This window comes from Salipiger abyssi (assembly GCF_001975705.1).
In the GTDB taxonomy this organism is placed as follows: domain Bacteria; phylum Pseudomonadota; class Alphaproteobacteria; order Rhodobacterales; family Rhodobacteraceae; genus Salipiger; species Salipiger abyssi.
In genome coordinates this window covers 3494402-3511186 of record NZ_CP015093.1, presented here as the reverse complement: position 1 = coordinate 3511186, position 16785 = coordinate 3494402, and the positions used below count along the sequence as shown (strand labels likewise).

Below are 16785 nucleotides of genomic sequence, written 5' to 3'. Positions count from 1 at the left end.
CTCAAGCCTCCTGCTTTCTCAGGGCCAGCACCGCGATCAGCAGATAGGCCAGCCCGAACCCGGCGAGGATCAGCCCGTTCAGCGCCACATCCGGCCAGCCGAAGCCCTTGACGAAGGTGCCCACGGTCACCGGCTGATACCAGCCGCCGGGAAAGCCCAAGCCAAAGATCCGCCCGGTCTCGCTCATCGACGAAACCGGCACGATCAGGCCGGAGAAATTCACCGTCGGGATGATCGCCAGCACCGCCGTGGCAAACACAGCCGAGACCTGCGTGCGGGTGAAGGTGGAGATGAGCTGACCGAAGCCGGTGGTCGCCATCACATAGAACACGGTGATCGCCGCCAGCGCGCTCATGCTGCCGCTGAACGGCACCTGGAACAGCCAGCGCCCCATCGCCGCGAGGATCCAGAAACTGACCCAGGCCAGCGCCACATAAGGCAGCTGCTTGCCGATCAGGAATTCCGCCCGCCGCACCGGAGTCGAGCGGAAATTGGCGATGGTGCCGGTCTCCTTCTCGCGCACCACGCTGACCGCCGACATGATCGCCGGGATCAGCATCAGGATCAGCATCAGCAGCGAGGGCACCATGGCATTGGCGCTGCGGAAGGCCTGATTGAAGAGATAGCGCGTCTCGATCTCCAGCGGCACGCCGCCGGCGCTGCCGGTCTCGGCGGCCTGACGCGCGGCATAGGCGTCGAGCACGCCCATGGCATAGCCGCGCGTGGTCTCGGCGCGGAACGGCATGGCACCGTCGATCCAGATCGAGACCTCGGGCACCGCGCCCCGGTGCAGATCGTGGCCATAGCCCTCGGGGATCTCCAGCGCCACGGTCAGATCGCCGCGCTCCATCCGGTCGTTGAGCGCGTCGAGCGAGTCGAAGGGCGGCCCTTCGCGGAACTGCCGGATCGACGCGAATTCGTCGATCAGCGCCCGGCTCTCCGGGCTGTGATCCTGATCGTTGACCGCAAAGCTCAGCTCGTCCACGTCGAAGGATATGCCGTAGCCCATGGTCAGCAGCAGTAGCACCGGCCCCACCAGCGCAAAGAACAGGCGGATCGGGTCGCGCGCCAGCTCCAGCGTTTCGCGCCAGCTATAGGCCCAGAGCCGCGTCAGCGCCTGCCGCAGCGCGCCGCGCTTCGCCGGCGTCGCCTCATAGACCGGCGCCGCCGCGTGATCGTCGCGGCCCATCTCCTCCTCCAGCGCGTCGATAAAGGCGCCTTCCAGCGTCTCGGCGCCGCGCCGCGCGACGATTTCGTCGGGGGCGCCCATCTCCAGCACCTTGCCCGCATGCATCAGCGAGATGCGGTCGCAGCGTTCGGCCTCGTTCATGAAATGGGTGGTGATGAAGATCGTCACCCCGTCCTCGCGCGAGAGCCGGATCAGCCGGCGCCAGAACGCATCCCGCGCCAGCGGATCGACGCCCGAGGTCGGCTCGTCGAGGATCAGGATGCGCGGGCCGTGGATCACCGCCACCGCGAGCTGCAAGCGCTGTTTCTGACCGAGCGGCAGCCCGTCGGGCAGCGCGTCGGCCTCGTCGCGCAGCTCATAGGCGTCGAGCACCTCCTCCACCCGCGCCGCGCGGCGCTCGGCGGGGATGCCGTAAAGCTCGGCATGCAGCGTCAGGTTCTGGCGCACGGTCAGCTCGGTATAGAGCGAAAAGCTCTGCGACATGTAGCCGATGCGCAGCCGGCTCTGCATGTCCGACGCCTTGAGCTCCTCGCCAAAGAGCCGCGTCGTGCCCTCGCTGGGCTCCAGAAGCCCGGTGAGCATCTTCATCGTGGTGGATTTGCCGCAGCCGTTGGAGCCGAGAAAGCCGAAGATCTCGCCCTCGGGGATGGTGAACCCGACATTGTCCACGGCGGTGAAATCGCCGAACCGCTTGGTCAGCCCCTGCGCCTCGATGGCGGGCACCTCGCCATCCCGCGCCTCGCGCGGTGGCAGCACCACGGGGCTGTGATCGGCGCCCTCGGGGAGCAGGTGCAAAAAGGCCTCTTCCAGCGTCTCCGTGCCGCTCTGCTCATGCAGCGCGGCGGGGCTGCCCTCGGCAATCACCCGGCCCCTATCCATCGCCGCAAGCCAGTCGAACCGCTCCGCCTCTTCCATATAGGCGGTGGCCACGATCACGCTCATGCCCGGCATATGGTCGCGGATGCGGTCGATCAGATCCCAGAACTGCCGCCGCGACAACGGGTCGACACCGGTGGTGGGCTCGTCGAGGATCAGCAGGTCGGGGTCGTGAATGAGCGCCGAGCAGAGGCTGAGTTTCTGCTTCATCCCGCCCGAGAGCTTGCCCGCCGGACGGTCCGGAAACGGCGCCAGCCCGGTGGCCTCCAGCAGCATCTCGATCCGGGCGGCGCGCTCGTCGGCGGGCTGGCCAAAGAGCCGCCCGAAGAAATCGAGATTCTCGCGCACCGTCAGCGTGGTCGAGAGGTTCCGCCCCAGCCCCTGCGGCATATAGGCGACGCGCGGCGCCACCCGCACGCGGGCCGAGGCCTGTGCCATGTCCTCGCGAAGCGTGGTGACACCGCCCTCCTGAAGCTTGCGCACGCCGGCGACCAGCCCCAGCAGGGTCGATTTGCCCACCCCGTCCGGGCCGATCAGCCCGGCCATGCAGCCGGCGGGGATCTTCAGCGACACCGCATCCAGCGCCGTGGTGGCGCCGTAGCGATGGCTGACGCCGTCCAGCTCCGCGACGAATGCCATGGGTTTACTCCGGCACGTTGACCGCCAGATCCTCGGGCCACTCCGCCCCCGGCTCCGCGCGCACAAAGCCCAGGCCCCGCACCCCGGATTTCACCCGGTTCTCGAATTTCTCCAGCAGGTCGCGGGGGATGGTCAGCTTGACGCGGAACACCAGCTCCTCGCGCTCCTCCGCCGTCTCGACGCTTTTCGGCGTGAACTGCGCCTGCGGCGAGATGAAGGTGACCCGCGCCGGAATCACGTATTGCGGGACCGGATCGAGGATCAGCCGCGCCTCGTCATTGGCGGCGAGGGTGCCGACCACCGGCGCCGGCAGGTAGAGGTTCATGTAGACATCGGCCAGATCGAGCATGGTCATCACCGGCGCGCCCGCCGAGATCACCTCGCCCGGCTCGCGCAGGCGATAGAGCACCCGGCCCCGGATCGGCGCGCGGATGGTGAGATCGTCGAGCGCGATCTTGAGCCGCTCGACCTCGGCCTCACCGGCGGCGATCTGCGCGTCGGAATTGCTGACCTGCGCCTTGGCCGAGGCCAGCGAGGCCTTGGCCGAATTGAGCGCGTTGGTGGCATCGTCGAGCGCGCTCTGGCTGGCATGGCCGTCGGTATGAAGCTGGGTGACCCGGTCGAAATTCGTCTGCGCCACGTCCAGCGCGCTCTGCGCCTGCATGACGCTGGCCTCGGCCACCTGCTTGCCCGCCTGCGCCTGCATCACCGCCGCCTGCGCCGCCAGAAGCTGCGCCTGGGTGTCGCGGTCGTCGAGCTGTGCCAGCACCGCGCCGGCCTCGACGACATCGCCCTCATCGGCCAGAACCTCGGTCACACGCCCGGCATATTTCGTCGCCACGTCAACGCTTTGCGCCTCGATCCTGCCATTGGAGCTGGCGATGCCCTCATAGCGGTCCTCACCGCCAAAGCGCGCCAGCAGCGCCTCGAATTTGGTTTCCGCCATCGCGGCGCGCGCGGGTATCAGGGCAAGGGGTGCCGCGGCAAGCGCGAGAGAGAGGAAAAAGCGGCTCGAACGGATCACTTGCGGGGCCTCCTTGTGGATGTGTCGGGCAGACTCGGCACTGTACGGCGCAGTCTAGTTTCATACACGGCAGACACCAGAGCCCGAAACCAAAGAGCGCAAAAAATGCCGAGATGACGCAGGCATGAGCGCCCGCCATCGGGACAGAAACATCAGAAATCAAGAAGTATTATATATTTAAAATAATATCTTATAAGTCACTCCTGATGCGACACCTGAGATATCCACAGATGTGCCTCTGCGCGCAGTGCTCCAAATCGAAAAGCCCCGCCGCAGTGCCTGCGGCGGGGCGTCTTCCATCGGCTCAGCCGATCCGTTCGACCCGCGCGGGCAGGCCCTGGCGCACCGCGGTGCCCGAGACCGGATCCACCCAGACGCCGGCTTTCTCGCGCGTCGGATCCATCATGCCGAGATCGTTGAGCAGCACCCCTGCGGCGAGGCGCGGGTCGGCGGGCGTGGTGTGGCCGTCGATGGTGATGTCCTCGGCGCCAAAGCCGCGATGGCCGAAACCGTGCTCGATCGCCACCGTGCCCGGCGCCAGCCCGTCGCGCACCACCGCCACGCTGTCGAGCTGCCCGCCCGGCGTGGTGAGCCGCACCATATCGCCCGTCGCGATGCCGCGCGGCTCGGCCACGTCGCGCCCGACCATCACCGGGTTGGCGGCCACGATCCTGAGCAGCGCCTTTGCCCCCACCGAATAGGAGTTCTGAAGCGGCGATTTGAAACTCACCAGCTTCACCGGCCAGTCGGCCTCCGGGTAATGCTCCGCCACCCTGGAGCCGTCGGCGAACTCGGGCGCCCGCCAGCAGGCAGTGCCGGGCATGCGCGAACCGGTGGCGGCGCGACGGAAGCTGCCCACCCCCTCGTTCCAGATCTGCATCGGCGCGGCATAGGCATGGGTGGCGCGCGCGCCGGTATAGGTCCGTTCGATATTCTCGTAGCGCCCGCCCTTGGCATAGATCGTTGCGGCCTTGCGCCATTCCCCGGGCTTCAACACCGCCTCCAGATCGGCGCGGATGCGCGAGACGCCGGAAAGCTCGATATCGTCATCGCTGGCGTCGCCCACCGGCGTGCCGAGCAGCGCCACATTGGCCGCGCCGCGCAGATACCAGTCTTCGGCGCGATTGAGCGGGTGCAGCTTGCCCTCGGCGTCCGGGATCGCGGCATCGCCAAAGCCCGGCAGCCCCATACGCTTGGCGGTGGCGATGAGGAAACTCTCCAGCCCCACACGCTGCCCTTCGGCGTTCTGCGCCATGCGCGGCTCGATTACCGGCCAACGCGCGGTGGTGGCCTTGGTCGCCACCCCGCCCCAGGGTTTGGTGAAGCCCCAGGTCTCGTACATTACCGAATCCGGCACGATGTAATCGGCGATGGCCGAGCTTTCGTTGATGAACGGATCGACCGAGATGATCAGCGGCACCACCGCCGGATCCTTAAGCTTGTCCATCACATGGGCGATGCCGGGAATGCCGTAAACCGGGTTGGTGTTGCGGAATATCAGCGCTTCGGCGTGGTACGGGTAGCCGTTGACCAGCGAGCTGATCCATTCGGTGGCAAGCCCCGGCGCCTGCGGATACCAGGGCCCGTCCGCCGGATAGGGCTTGCCCGCCGCCTGCTTGGCCCTGAACTCGGCGGTCTTTTCATAGGGCGCATTGCGCCCATAAGGCAGCCCCCTGGCTTTCACCGCGCCGGGGAAGTTCGCGAGATCGTAGGCCGGCCCCTTGGTCTCGGGGAAGCCGCCGCCCGCGATCATCGTGCCGCCCTTCCAGTTCAGGTTCCCGATCAGCGTATTGAGCATGGTGAGCGCCCAGGCGTTGTAAAAGCCCGAGCCGTTCATCATGCCGCCATGGCTGTTCACTGCCGCCTTGCGCCCGTGCGAAGTGAACTCGTCAGCCAGCCCGGCGATGGTCTCGGCGGGGATGCCGCAATCCTGCGCATAGCTCTCGAGGCTCTGCGCCATGGCCTCCTCGCGCAGCAGCGTCAAAGCGGTCTTCACCGCGACCGGGCCGCCCGCCGTCCCGGCCACGCCGTCGAAAAAGAGCGGCGCGGCCGAGTCTCCGGCAGGGACGGGGCCGGAGTCCGACGCCACCATATAGGGGTCGGCGTCGGTATAAGGCTCACCCGCGACAGCGAGCCCCATGTCGGAACCGCGCAGCATGCGGCCAAAGCGTTTATGCCCGTCCTCGACCACCACGAGATGGGTGGCGTTGGTCCAGTTGGCCTCTCCCGCCGCGTCGGCGGCGGCCTGCGAGGGCTGGGCGAGATAGGCCGCGTTGATCCGGTCGTTCTCGAACATCCAGCGCATCATGCCCATGGCGAGCGCCCCGTCCGTGCCCGGCTTGATCGGCAGCCAGCGCGCGCGGTCGCCCGAGGGCGCGTTCTGCGCATTGTTCAGCACAGGATCGACCACCACATATGTCAGCTTGCCGGTGGCGCGGGCCTGGGCGACCAGCGCCCCCACCCGCTTGAACGGGTTGCCGGCATTGCCCGGCGCGGTGCCGGCGAAGATGATGAACTCGGCCTCCGAGAAATCCGGCTTGGCATGCGGCATCTTCTTCACATCGCCAAAGAGCGCGCCGGAGCCCGAGCGATACGCCCCGCCGCAATAGGAACCGTGGCGGGTGAAGTTGTTCGATCCGAAGCTCTGCTTGAGCCAGCGCAGGGCGAAATTGTCCCGCCCGTCATCGACGCAGTTCATCCAGACCAGACGGTTGGCGCGCGGCCCGTATTCCGGCGCGCCCTCGACGGCGGGGGTCTCCAGATCCCGGATCTCGCGCAGACCGGCCACCCGGCCCTCGCCGAAGAGATCGCCGCCCTCGACCACCTCCTCGACAAGCTGTTCGAAGCTGATGGTCTGCCACTGACCCGAGCCGCGCGGCCCCACCCGCTTCATCGGTTTCAGCACCCGGCGCGGGTTGGTCACCTGTTGCAGCACCGCATTGCCGCGCCCGCAGGCGGTGGACCGGTTGGTCAGCCCCTGCCCCGCGCCGGTCTGCGCCATCGCTCTGAAGCTGTCGCGCACCGAGGTCTCGTAGGGGATGAATGGATCGGTGCTCATCGGCGAATAAGGGTTGCCCGCGACGCGCAGCACCTCGTTGCGGGTCTTGTCGACCTTCACGCGCACGCCGCACATGGTCGTGCAGCCGATGCACATGGTGTAGCTGAGCGCCTGGTCGGAGTTCAGCGCCAGATCGCCGGTCTCCGGGTCGATGCGGTATTCCGGGTCGGGCGCATTGCCGGCCAGCGCCTTGTCGGGTCTCTCGCCGGACCAGTGGCCTTTGGCGAGCTTCTTCAGCGTGTCGGCATAGCCCACACCGAAGGTGGCGAGCGCACCGGTGGCGGCGGCGCCTTTCAGGATGTTGCGGCGGGTGGACATGGCTGTCTCTCCTCAATGCGAGGTTGCGGGACGGGCGGGCGCTGCGCCATCGGCGGGCGCGCTTGCCTCGGTCCAGGGAATGAAGGTGGTGTAGGCGATGAGCAGGAAGAGCCAGAGCCCGAAGGTGCCGATCACCCCCATCAGCCCGTCGAGCCCCGCAGGCAGCAGCGCGTCATAGAGGCCGGAGCCCACTTTCGGCACCGCCTGCCCGCCCATGAAGACGGTCCAGCGGAACATCCAGGCGGCGTGAATGGCGATGAGCCCGGTCACCAAGCCGGTGCGCGACGGCGAGACCAGCGCCAGCACGAAGGGCACGGCGACCGAAACAGCGCCCCAGAGCGCGATCTTCTGCCAGACCGGGAAGCCCGCGACCGAGGCCAGCGCCTCGCTGTGCCGGGGCGAGAGGCCCGACAGCGCCAGCGCGAACCAGGCCGCCCCCAGCACCGCCACGACCCCGAGCGCCGCGGCCAGCGCCCGGTTGAGCCGCGCCTCGAGCGCCGCGTCGCGGCAGAGCACCCGCTCCAGCACCAGCATCAGCCCGAGCGCGCCGACAAAGCCGGTGGCGGCGAATTGCAGCGGCAGGAAGGGCGTGTTCCAGAGCGGACGGGCGCGCACAACATAGACCTCGGCGCCGGTATAGATCAGCACCAGCAGCGCAGCCGCGCCGGCGGCAATCCCCAGCGGCCTCGCAAAACCGTTGGACGCACCGCCCAGCGACAGCCAGCGGAAGAGCCAGTTGAACCGCCAGCTCTCCTGCCCCAGCGCATGGAACCCCGGACGATGCACCGCCCAGGCGAAGGCCACGGTCAGCCCGACATAGGAGGGCACGAACCACGCCCCCCAGGCCATCCAGGAGCTGCTGTTTGTATAGAGAAAGAATTCCCAGAACCGCCCCGGCTGGTGCAGATCGGCCAGCAGCGCGATGGGCGCCGTGATGCCGGTGGTCACCGCCACCATGAGCGCCAGCCTTGCGCGCGGCAGCGCGGCGACGCGCCCCAGCGCCAGCCCCGGCAGCGCCATCAGCAGCGCCGTGGCCGAGAGCGCGATGAGGAAGAAATACTGCACCGCCCAGGGCAGCCAGGCGGCCTCGTACACGGCACCGACAAGTTCATGGATCTGCATCACGCATCCTCCCCGTGAGGCTGGGTCTCCACAGTCAGCGGCGGACGATAAGCGGCCTCCCCGGCCACGCGCCCGTCGAGCACCGCGTCGAGCCCGATGTAGTAGACATTGGGATTGGTGTGCATCTCGGGGCGCAGCACCGAGACCTCGTTCTCGCGCAGCATCCGCGACACCTCGCTTTCGGGATCGTCGAGATCGCCGAAATTGCGCGCGCCGCCGACGCAGGTCTCCACGCAGGCGGGCAAGAGCCCGGCGCTGGTGCGGTGGAAACAGAAGGTGCATTTGTCGGCGGTCTGCGTCTCGTGGTTGATGAACCGCGCGTCATAGGGGCAGGCCTGCACGCAATAGGCGCAGCCCACGCATTTCGTGTTGTCCACCACCACCTCGCCGGTCTCCAGCTTGAAGGTCGCCTCGACCGGGCAGACCGGCACGCAGGGCGGATCGTCGCAATGATTGCAGAGGCGCGGCAGCATGACCATCGCCGGATCGCCACCCTCCTTCAGCACCTCGTAGACGCTGACATGGGTGCGGAAACTGTCCTCGGGCACGTCGTTTTCCATGATGCAGGCGACGGTACAGGCCTGGCAGCCGATGCATTTGCGCAGATCGACCACCATGCCCCAATGCGGGATGTGCGGTTTGTCGATGGCGGCCTGCGCGGACTGACCGGCGCCCGCCATGGAGGCGACGGCACCGATGGTCACCCGCCCCATCGCACCCAGAAAGCCGCGGCGGTTCGTGTCCATAAAGCTGATCCTCTTCGGGTTCCTGTCTGCCCCGAAGACTACGCCTGCGCGGCCCGGCCCGGTATTGGAGGAAACCCGGAGGGGTTAGGGGTTAACCCTTAGGGGGGGAACGGCCCAAACCTGCCGTTTGTTTCTGACCTGCTCCCCATAGAGTCCGCGTTTTTTAGTTCGCTCTGTTCAGGGTTTGGTCCTCTACTGACCGTTGGTGATACTCCCACGGTGTGAGCCCGTCGAGGCTCGTGTGGGGGCGATGGTGGTTGTAGTCTTCGCGCCAGGCCGAGATAAGCTCCCGGGCGTGGCGCAGGTTGGCGAACAGGTGCTCGTTCAGGCACTCGTCGCGCAGGCGGCCATTAAAGCTCTCGACGAAGCCGTTCTGCATGGGCTTTCCTGGCGCGATGTAATGCCACTCGACCTTGCGGTCCTCCTGCCATTTCAGGATGGCATTCGATGTCAGCTCCGTTCCGTTGTCACTGACCACCATACATGGATAGCCGCGCACCCGGGCGATGCTGTCGAGCTCACGGCCGACACGTTGCCCCGACAGCGAAGTGTCCACGACCGTCGCCAGGCATTCCCGGCTGAAGTCGTCGATGACGCACAGCACCCGGAACCGGCGCCCGTCTGAGAGGCTGTCCGAGACGAAGTCCAGGGACCATCGCTGGTTCGGCCCTTGTGGGATCGCCATCGGGGCCCTCGTTCCGATCGCGCGCTTGCGACCGCCGCGCTTGCGCACTGTCAGGCCCTCTTCCCGGTAGATCCGGTAAAGCTTCTTCCAGTTCACCTTCCAGCCTTCGCGACCAAGAAGCAGGTGCAGCCTTCGATAGCCGAAGCGACGCCGTTCGCTGGAAATCGCCTTCAGCCTCTCCCGCAGCTCGGCGTCTACAGGTCTAATTGATCCACGTCGATACACACGCGGGTCGATCCCGGCCAGGGCACAGGCCCGCCGCTGGTTGTAGTTCTTCTCTGTCATGGCCCAGTCCACGGCTCGTCGCCTTGCACCGGGCTTCAGAAGTTTTTTCCCAGCATCTCCTTGAGCGTGGCCACATCCAGCATCTGCTCCGCGAGCATCTTCTTGAGCTTCGCATTCTCAGCCTCCAGCGCCTTCAGCCGTTTGGCCTCCGACACCTCCATGCCGCCATACTTCGAGCGCCACTTGTAGAACGTGCCGTCACTGATGCCATGCTTCCGGCACAGCTCCTTGGCACCTATCCCGGCCTGGTGCTCCTTTAAAATGCCAATGATCTGCTCTTCGCTGAAACGGCTTTTCCGCATTGTCTGTCTCCTCGTTTGGAGAACAGGCTAACTTCAAAACGCGGACTTTTCAGGGGAGCAGGTCATTTCTCACGCATCGAATGGCCAGACGCAGGGCCGACCGCAGGTGCTGATCATCCCCTTGTCCGAGGTGGCCATGATCCAGACTTTGCCAGTAACGGATCTGTGCCCGTAGGGTTTACCCCTCGAACAGGACGAAGGGGGCCCAGTTGGCGGGGTCGCGGTCCTGGGCGTCGGTTGAGGCCAGGTACTCAAGCTTCGTCTTGCGAAGCGCGGCGGCGGGTTTGCTGGCTCCGGTCTGGGCGAGCCAATTGTCGTAGAAGCGCTGCATGAACTCTTTCGCGGAGCGATCACCAACCGGCCAGAGAGCGGCGAGCACGTTCTGGGCGCCGGCGACGTAGAAAGCGCGTGGCAGGCCTTCGAGACCTTCTGAATAATCATGCGCACCTTGGCCGGTTTCGCAGGCCGAGAGCACCACGAGTTCCGTGCCGTAGAGGTTCAGGGTCTGGGCTTCCAGCGCGTGCAGGATGCCGTTCTCACCATCCGCGCCCAGCTTGCCGGCCAGCGCGTTGTTGGCACCCGCGAAAGTCACCCCGGACTGCAGCAGAGGCCGCCCGTCGATGCTGCCGCTCTGGAGGTAGTAGCCATGCGTGGCGAGATGCAGGACCCGCGGGGTCGACTGCAGCGACTTCAGCGCCGCCTCGGTGGCCCGTTGACCGGTGAAGATTTTCGGGCTCGGTTCATCGGTGCGCAGGGCACCGTAGAGGTCACCGATGTAGGTGACCTCTGAGGCGCTTTGCTCCAGGGCTTTGAAGCCGCTGAACTGTTGGCGCGTGCTGTCGAGCGCAGCGCGGAAATCATCGTTCGTGTCTCTGAAGTCGCCCGCCAAGGCGATGGCGTCGAAGTCGATGCCACCAAAGGCCACAAGACCTTTGCCGGTGGCGGGACGGTCACGGGCGACCAGGTCCCGTCCTGTCTGCAGGGTGCGCAGGTCGAAGCGTTCGATCAGGCGTGTGCCGGTCTCGGTCAGGAAGGCCTCGAAGGGCAGCGCGCCGAGGGGGCCATCCGGCGAGATGTAGAGGGTGCCCGCGCCGCTGAGGTGATCGGCGAGCGGAGCGATCAGGGTGTTGAAGCTGTGGCGCATGACGGCGTCAAAAGGCACCTCGTGCTCGGCGCGCAATTCGCTGTTCGCGATCAGGGCCTGGCTCGTGAAATAGACGCCTGCCTCGCCCAGATCGACCAGCGCGGGATCGGCATCCGGGCGCAGCACCACCGCCAGAAGGCGCTGCTCGCCGAAGTCTCCGGTCTCGAAGTCAAACGGATCAAATAGCTTGTATTCGACGAGGGCGCTGTTGCGCGGCAGGGCGAGGCTGACGTCATCCGCGCTGGCGGCGCTCACGCGCTGGAAGCGGCGGAACTTCTCGGAGGCGGCGCGCAGCTCCGCCTCGGCGGCTTCGAGCGTCTCGCGCCTGCGGGTCTTGTCCTCCGTGGAAATCGCGGGATCGAAGGCAATGCGCGACAGTCCGGCGCGGCCCGCCTTCACCTTTGCGATCAGGTCGAGGACCGCGCTGTCATCCGTCTCGCGCACGAGATTGTTGAGCACCGCGTCCTCCTGCGCGATCCGCTTCTTCCACTTGAGGGTAAGATCTGCGGCAAAGCGGGTTCCGGCCCGCGAGGGGTTTTGCAGCACGAAGCTGAAGCTGGCGTCCTGATAGTTGCTGTTCAGGGTCAGCAGCTCGCGGCGCATGGCGGCGCTTCGAGCGTTGGAGACCTCGACGCGCAGCCATTGATCGAGCCGCTGATCGATCTGGCGAAAGGCGCGCAAGGCGTCCTGGGGACGATCACTGTTGGCCAGGAGAAAGGCAAGATTGCCATTGTAGACCACGGTCGTCGGGTGCATGGGGCCGTAGCCGTCGGCCTCTTCACTGGCCTCCAGGGCCCGGCGGAAGAGCGGCTCCGCCTCGCCATAGCGGCCGGTGTTTTCGTAGAGAGCGGCGAGGTTGTTCACGCTTCTGAGGGTGTCGGGATGCTCCGGGCCCAGGACGCGCTCGCGGGCCTCCAGGGCCCGGCGGTAGAGCGGCTCCGCCTCGCCATAGCGGCCGGTGCTTCGGTAGAGAACGGCGAGGTTGTTCACGCTGGTGAGGGTGTCGGGATGCTCCGGGCCCAAGGCTGTCTCGGCAACGTCCAGCGCGGCCTTCGCAAGCTCTATTGCGTCCGCATATCGGCCCTCATTGTAAGCCGTCACCACCTTGGCATTCAGGGCGCTATAATCCGGAGTGTCCTCCTGCGCGGACACCGGACCCATCAATACTGCGGCACAAAAGATCGCAATGGGAATTCGACGCATCACGGACCTCAACTCAATCAACTATGCCACTCACCATAGTCACTGAATTGCTAGACTGTCTATGAACGTGATCTTCTTGAAGTTGTCGACACAGACAGGGCTTTCTCGACAAACGCGGTTCCAAGTAATGCCGGCGTGGCATGCCGGGAGGGATAACGTCGCCGCTGCCAAAAAATCTGCGCTTCAAGTTCTGATTAGTGGTTGGCTTCCTGCGCATCGCTGCCGTTCGTCCGGGGCGCAGCGAATGACCGCTCCCCGCCCTGAGCGGACATTCGTGCAGCGCTCGGCGGATGGCCCGAGGCAGAAGACGCCGTCGATCAAACCTGATGGCCTTGCAGCATTGACAACAGCCTCATAAAGCTCAGAACATAAGCAAGTACGACGCAAAGATGTAGCCGGGATGGTTGCATCTTTGAGCGTCTATGCAGTCATGGCAGAAATTGGCTGTTGCCATTTGATCAGCGGTACGCCAACTCAAGATATGGGTAAAGGTGGGTAATGGCATTCGAGGACGGCATTCATGCGGTTGGGCATCACCTGCAAACCCATGCGCATGGCTTGGGAGGAGGTCAGCGCGACGCATATGCGCGCTCTGCATTTAACAGGTATTACTACAGCGTATTTCTAAAAACACGTGATCTCTTTAGGTCCATAAATCCCTCTTGGTCCCGTATGCCCCATGCTGACTATCCTGTAACTTTAAGGGCGACTGTGCGAAAACAGCTGAGAATTGCTTGGTCACGCGCCAGGAAGGACGGAGACACTAAGCTCGTAAAGGATACGGAAGCTGCACTGAGGGCTGTTGACGCGTTAAGTAAGCTGCTTGAACAGGCTTATGCAATTCGAGTGGTGGCGGACTATAACCCCGAAGAGGAGGTCGATTTTCAAAGTGGTGATAGATTTTCTTTGAAAGAAGTTGAGATCACCGCTGCGCACGACTGGCGACCAAAGTGTGATACCTTCTGTGCGGCGATATATTCGGCATGGGTTCAAGTCAATGTCTAAGACTGAGAAGCTAACCTCACTGATCACGCAGAGCGGTCTGTCGCTTATCGGTGACCCCGTTGATGATCCCGACGTTTCTGGGGGCTTTATTGTATTTGTCAAAGCAACTGGGCAAACGCCCGCTTTGATACCGGGGCTGATCGCTAAGTTGCAAAAAAGGTTCATCGCCGAGGGTGAACAGGTAAAGATTGTTGAGCCAAAACCAAACGGTGCGCAGATCGAGTCTTTCCTTTCTGCATCGATCAAGGCACGCCTTCCTCATCTCAATTTAGATTTGACAGTCGCTGCAGGTCATGGTCAGGCCGCAATCTGGGTTGGCTTGCCTGTTGGGACTCTGGCTGAAGATCAAGTAGCAGTCGCTGATGCGATCCACAGATTCTTGAGCCAGTTGGGCATCGAAGACCAAATAGTAACATTTAAGGCGGAAAAAAATCTTCCATCGCCGACAGCATGCTTGCGTGTGTTGAGGCGACACGCGCCTTGCAGTCCGGAGGCACTCACCGAGCTTCTGCAGTTACCAGGTTTTGATGCGATGACTTTGTCAGAGGTTCGCCGCCTCCTCGACACCGCGCGACGGAAAGGCCAGGTCATACGAAGAGAGGATGGAAAGTATATTCTTACTTTGCAGTGCCTTATGGATTTGGGCAGCAGCCGAAATCGCTTTAGCCCAGACGTATCTCGGGCTCTTGCCTTGCGCCGTCTTGGTGCTTAGGTTGGCGTCGTGGGAACCTCGGGCGAAGGTGTGTATCACACCTGCTTGCCGAGGCTAGACGATAGAAGGTTCCGCCATCTTCAATTGGCGCTCCTTCAGATCGCCAATTGAAGATGGCGGTACTTACGAAAGGTTACTTTGCTAATGAGGTTCCCACACCCCGATTTCTCTGAAGTTTGCCTGTTCGCGCAGTCTCCTGATATCCTTATTAAAGGTCTTGGCGGGTGGGCTGAGGATGATGAGCCTCAGATAATAAGAGATTATTACGCACAAGGCCTTCCTCCAGTTACGTCAGTAGCGTCGCTGTCAGTTATGACCGGATTGAATCCGGGATTTATTTGGTCGATTTGCACCAGGACTCGAAAACATTATAGAATATTCCCAATACCGAAGGGGAATGGCTCCCCGCCTCGCATGATAAATGCTCCCAAGGTTGGGCTTAAAGCCATCCAGTCATGGCTTTCGCTGCACTGGGTGGCAAAATATGACCATCACCCAAACTCCTTTGGGTTCATACCTGGAAAGTCTCACGCCCATGCCGCCAAATGCCATGTAGGCGCGGAGTGGGTGATTTCCGTCGATATCGAGAACTTCTTCCCCTCTATTAACGAAGAAAGAGTTCTGCAGGCACTATTGATCCTTGGTTATGCAGCTGGCCAAGGCACGAACCTTTTGACCAAATTGCTGTGTCTAGATGGCGCCTTACCCCAAGGATCGCCCGCAAGCCCCGTCATATCCAATGTGGTGCTAAGATCACTCGATGAAAGGTTAACTGCACTTGCTATGGAAGCAGGCGCTGTATTTACCCGGTACGCTGATGATATTGTTTTCTCAGGCAAAGGTAAGTTACCAGATGATCTCTTGGGAAATGCTCTCACAGAGATCGCATCGGATGGATGGACTGTCGCAAATGACAAGGTTTATTCTAGTTCCCTGCCTGCTCGATTGAAGGTTCATGGTCTGCTGGTCCATGGTCCTTCTGTTCGCTTAACGAAGGGGTATAGGAATAGAGTTCGAGCCTACCGCCACCTACTGAGCCAAGGAAAGATATCTCAGGAAGATTTGAAGTCTGTACTTGGTCATATTTCCTACGCAGACTTTGTTGAGAGGCTCTAAGCAATTAGTGTTGAGTTGGCGGATTTCGTACAGTCTGCCCTTTCCGCAAAGCTGCCACTCGTCCATTCCACAGCGGATGACCGAAATCCGCCCGCTCGTGCAGGGCCGGCGCTTCCGGCCCACAGCGGTCTTCCAGCGCGACCGTCAGTGCTGCACCGCATTCACCGAACCCGCCATTCGCTGCGCTTGCAAACCCTGCCGAGAGCGGGAGGGCCGGAGCGCCAGGAAAGCAGCCGCTCGCTCGAAGACGGAAAAGAACGCAAAGCGGAGCAAAAGCGCATTCTTACTACTTGACGAATCCCCGTTGCACTCGGCTGATTTCTCCATGGATTATGAATATGTGCTTTATGTTGATGAGGCTGGTGATGACGGGCTCACAAAGGTCAAGCCGATTGACCAGAACGGTGCGAGCGAGTGGCTCGTCATAAGTGGATTGATGATCCGGGCACATGATGAGGGCAACTGCCGAAAATGGCTTGATCAGATTCGCCAGGACATTGCTGCTACGCAATCACCAACACTGCACTTCCGAAAGTTAAGTCCATCGAAACAACGACGCGCGGCTCAAATGCTCGCGACGTTTCCGATCAGGGTGTTTTCCGTCTGCTCGAACAAGAAAAACATGCGCGGATACAATAATCAGCGCGCCTCTCAGGCAGGAGGAAAGCAGTGGTTTTATAACTGGGTTGTCAGGATCATGATGGAACGCTCCACGAATTATTGCGCTGACAACTCCTTCCGAAAGCTCGGGAAGCACACCAAGATGAAAGTGGTCTTCAGCGCTAGAGGCGGACACTCCTACGGGCAAACGAAGGCTTATTGGGAGCTCCTACGCTTCCAGGAGATGACCGGACGAACTTACCTCAATTGGCACACTATGAACCACGAAGTGCTCAGTTTCGACTTGGTGGACTACGTCCCGCACTACATGCATGCGGGCCTCCAACTCGCTGACGTTGCGGCAAGCGCTTTCTATCAAGCCGTTGAAACCAGCTCGCCCAGATGGTCTCCCGAGCCAGCCAAGGCACTGTCGCCATGCATGGCAAGACATGAAGGTGAGGTCTGTGATGTCGGTCTTGTTCTTCAACCACATGCGATCGATAGGATTGGCCTATCACGCGATCAGCGATCGATATTCGAACACTATGGCTATAAATTCAGGAGTTAGGTGCGGGTCCCGGCTTGTGTTGATCTGCCGCTAAAGGCCGAAATCCGATGCCCGACCGTCAGCAAACCCGAGCTTCAGCTATCGTGTAGCTCACCAAGGCCCCGGCGCCCCCGCGCTTGCCAAGGTAGCTGTGAGATTTGACAAACTCAACAGGTTATCTGCTTGCTTCAGGAAAGGAAGGAGAGCTTCCTCT

Annotated in this window: 11 protein-coding genes; 4 read left to right on the top strand and 7 right to left on the bottom strand. The window is 62.9% G+C overall.

From position 1 onward, the window contains the following. Position 1: 1 nt before the first annotated feature. The 7 genes from rbbA to Ga0080574_RS20610 all read right to left on the bottom strand — a co-directional run bounded on the left by rbbA (position 2) and on the right by Ga0080574_RS20610 (position 12591). Positions 2-2704 (bottom strand): ribosome-associated ATPase/putative transporter RbbA, encoded by a 2703-nt coding sequence (gene rbbA / locus Ga0080574_RS20645; RefSeq protein ID WP_076703889.1) that lies wholly within the window; start codon positions 2702-2704, stop codon positions 2-4. A 4-nt stretch (positions 2705-2708) separates the two neighbouring features. Continuing rightward, on the bottom strand, positions 2709-3728 hold the full coding sequence (locus tag Ga0080574_RS20640) for an HlyD family secretion protein (RefSeq protein WP_237219296.1): 1020 nt from the start codon (positions 3726-3728) through the stop codon (positions 2709-2711). A gap of 304 nt (positions 3729-4032) precedes the next feature. Next, positions 4033-7104 (bottom strand): molybdopterin dinucleotide binding domain-containing protein, encoded by a 3072-nt coding sequence (locus Ga0080574_RS20635; RefSeq protein ID WP_076703886.1) that lies wholly within the window; start codon positions 7102-7104, stop codon positions 4033-4035. 12 nt (positions 7105-7116) lie between these two features. Beyond that, positions 7117-8226, bottom strand: a complete 1110-nt coding sequence (nrfD, locus tag Ga0080574_RS20630; RefSeq protein WP_076703883.1) for an NrfD/PsrC family molybdoenzyme membrane anchor subunit — start codon at positions 8224-8226, stop codon at positions 7117-7119. Next, entirely contained in the window at positions 8226-8972 is a 747-nt protein-coding gene (gene dsrO / locus Ga0080574_RS20625) for a sulfate reduction electron transfer complex DsrMKJOP subunit DsrO (RefSeq protein WP_076703880.1), read from the bottom strand. The genes nrfD and dsrO overlap by 1 nt, the downstream gene beginning before the upstream one ends. Positions 8973-9135: 163 nt before the next feature. Continuing rightward, a protein-coding gene (locus Ga0080574_RS20620) for an IS3 family transposase (RefSeq protein ID WP_156876303.1) occupies positions 9136-10244 on the bottom strand; the annotation gives its coding sequence in 2 pieces (ribosomal slippage) (positions 9136-9995 and positions 9995-10244; 1110 coding nt in all). A 178-nt stretch (positions 10245-10422) separates the two neighbouring features. Further along, positions 10423-12591 carry a CHAT domain-containing protein gene (locus Ga0080574_RS20610; RefSeq protein ID WP_083716917.1) on the bottom strand — a complete coding sequence of 723 codons (2169 nt, stop codon included), beginning with the start codon at positions 12589-12591 and terminating at the stop codon, positions 10423-10425. A 498-nt stretch (positions 12592-13089) separates the two neighbouring features. Here Ga0080574_RS20610 and Ga0080574_RS26060 point away from each other — a divergent pair, with 498 nt between their 5' ends. From Ga0080574_RS26060 to Ga0080574_RS20600, 4 genes are all read left to right on the top strand, one after another. Continuing rightward, the gene (locus tag Ga0080574_RS26060) at positions 13090-13596 is read left to right on the top strand and encodes a hypothetical protein (RefSeq protein WP_156876420.1); all 507 of its coding nucleotides are present in this window, start codon (positions 13090-13092) and stop codon (positions 13594-13596) included. Beyond that, positions 13589-14308: a hypothetical protein gene (locus Ga0080574_RS26055; RefSeq protein ID WP_156876419.1), complete on the top strand. Its 720-nt coding sequence runs from the start codon at positions 13589-13591 to the stop codon at positions 14306-14308. Before Ga0080574_RS26060 ends, Ga0080574_RS26055 begins: the two co-directional genes overlap by 8 nt. Before the next feature lie 144 nt (positions 14309-14452). Further along, the gene (locus tag Ga0080574_RS20605) at positions 14453-15424 is read left to right on the top strand and encodes a reverse transcriptase family protein (protein WP_083716916.1); all 972 of its coding nucleotides are present in this window, start codon (positions 14453-14455) and stop codon (positions 15422-15424) included. 325 nt (positions 15425-15749) lie between these two features. Further along, positions 15750-16592, top strand: a complete 843-nt coding sequence (locus Ga0080574_RS20600) for a DUF3800 domain-containing protein (RefSeq protein ID WP_076703876.1) — start codon at positions 15750-15752, stop codon at positions 16590-16592. The last annotated feature ends 193 nt before the right edge of the window (positions 16593-16785 follow it).

Bases quoted from the DNA above. Each gene is read 5' to 3' on its own strand.
- Ga0080574_RS20600 (WP_076703876.1), top strand. From the start codon at position 15,750: ATGGATTATGAATATGTGCTTTATGTTGATGAGGCTGGTGATGACGGG.
- dsrO (WP_076703880.1), bottom strand. From the start codon at position 8,972: ATGGACACGAACCGCCGCGGCTTTCTGGGTGCGATGGGGCGGGTGACC.
- Ga0080574_RS20610 (WP_083716917.1), bottom strand. From the start codon at position 12,591: ATGCGTCGAATTCCCATTGCGATCTTTTGTGCCGCAGTATTGATGGGT.
- Ga0080574_RS20635 (WP_076703886.1), bottom strand. From the start codon at position 7,104: ATGTCCACCCGCCGCAACATCCTGAAAGGCGCCGCCGCCACCGGTGCG.
- Ga0080574_RS26060 (WP_156876420.1), top strand. From the start codon at position 13,090: ATGGCATTCGAGGACGGCATTCATGCGGTTGGGCATCACCTGCAAACC.
- nrfD (WP_076703883.1), bottom strand. From the start codon at position 8,226: ATGCAGATCCATGAACTTGTCGGTGCCGTGTACGAGGCCGCCTGGCTG.
- rbbA (WP_076703889.1), bottom strand. From the start codon at position 2,704: ATGGCATTCGTCGCGGAGCTGGACGGCGTCAGCCATCGCTACGGCGCC.
- Ga0080574_RS20605 (WP_083716916.1), top strand. From the start codon at position 14,453: ATGAGGTTCCCACACCCCGATTTCTCTGAAGTTTGCCTGTTCGCGCAG.
- Ga0080574_RS26055 (WP_156876419.1), top strand. From the start codon at position 13,589: ATGTCTAAGACTGAGAAGCTAACCTCACTGATCACGCAGAGCGGTCTG.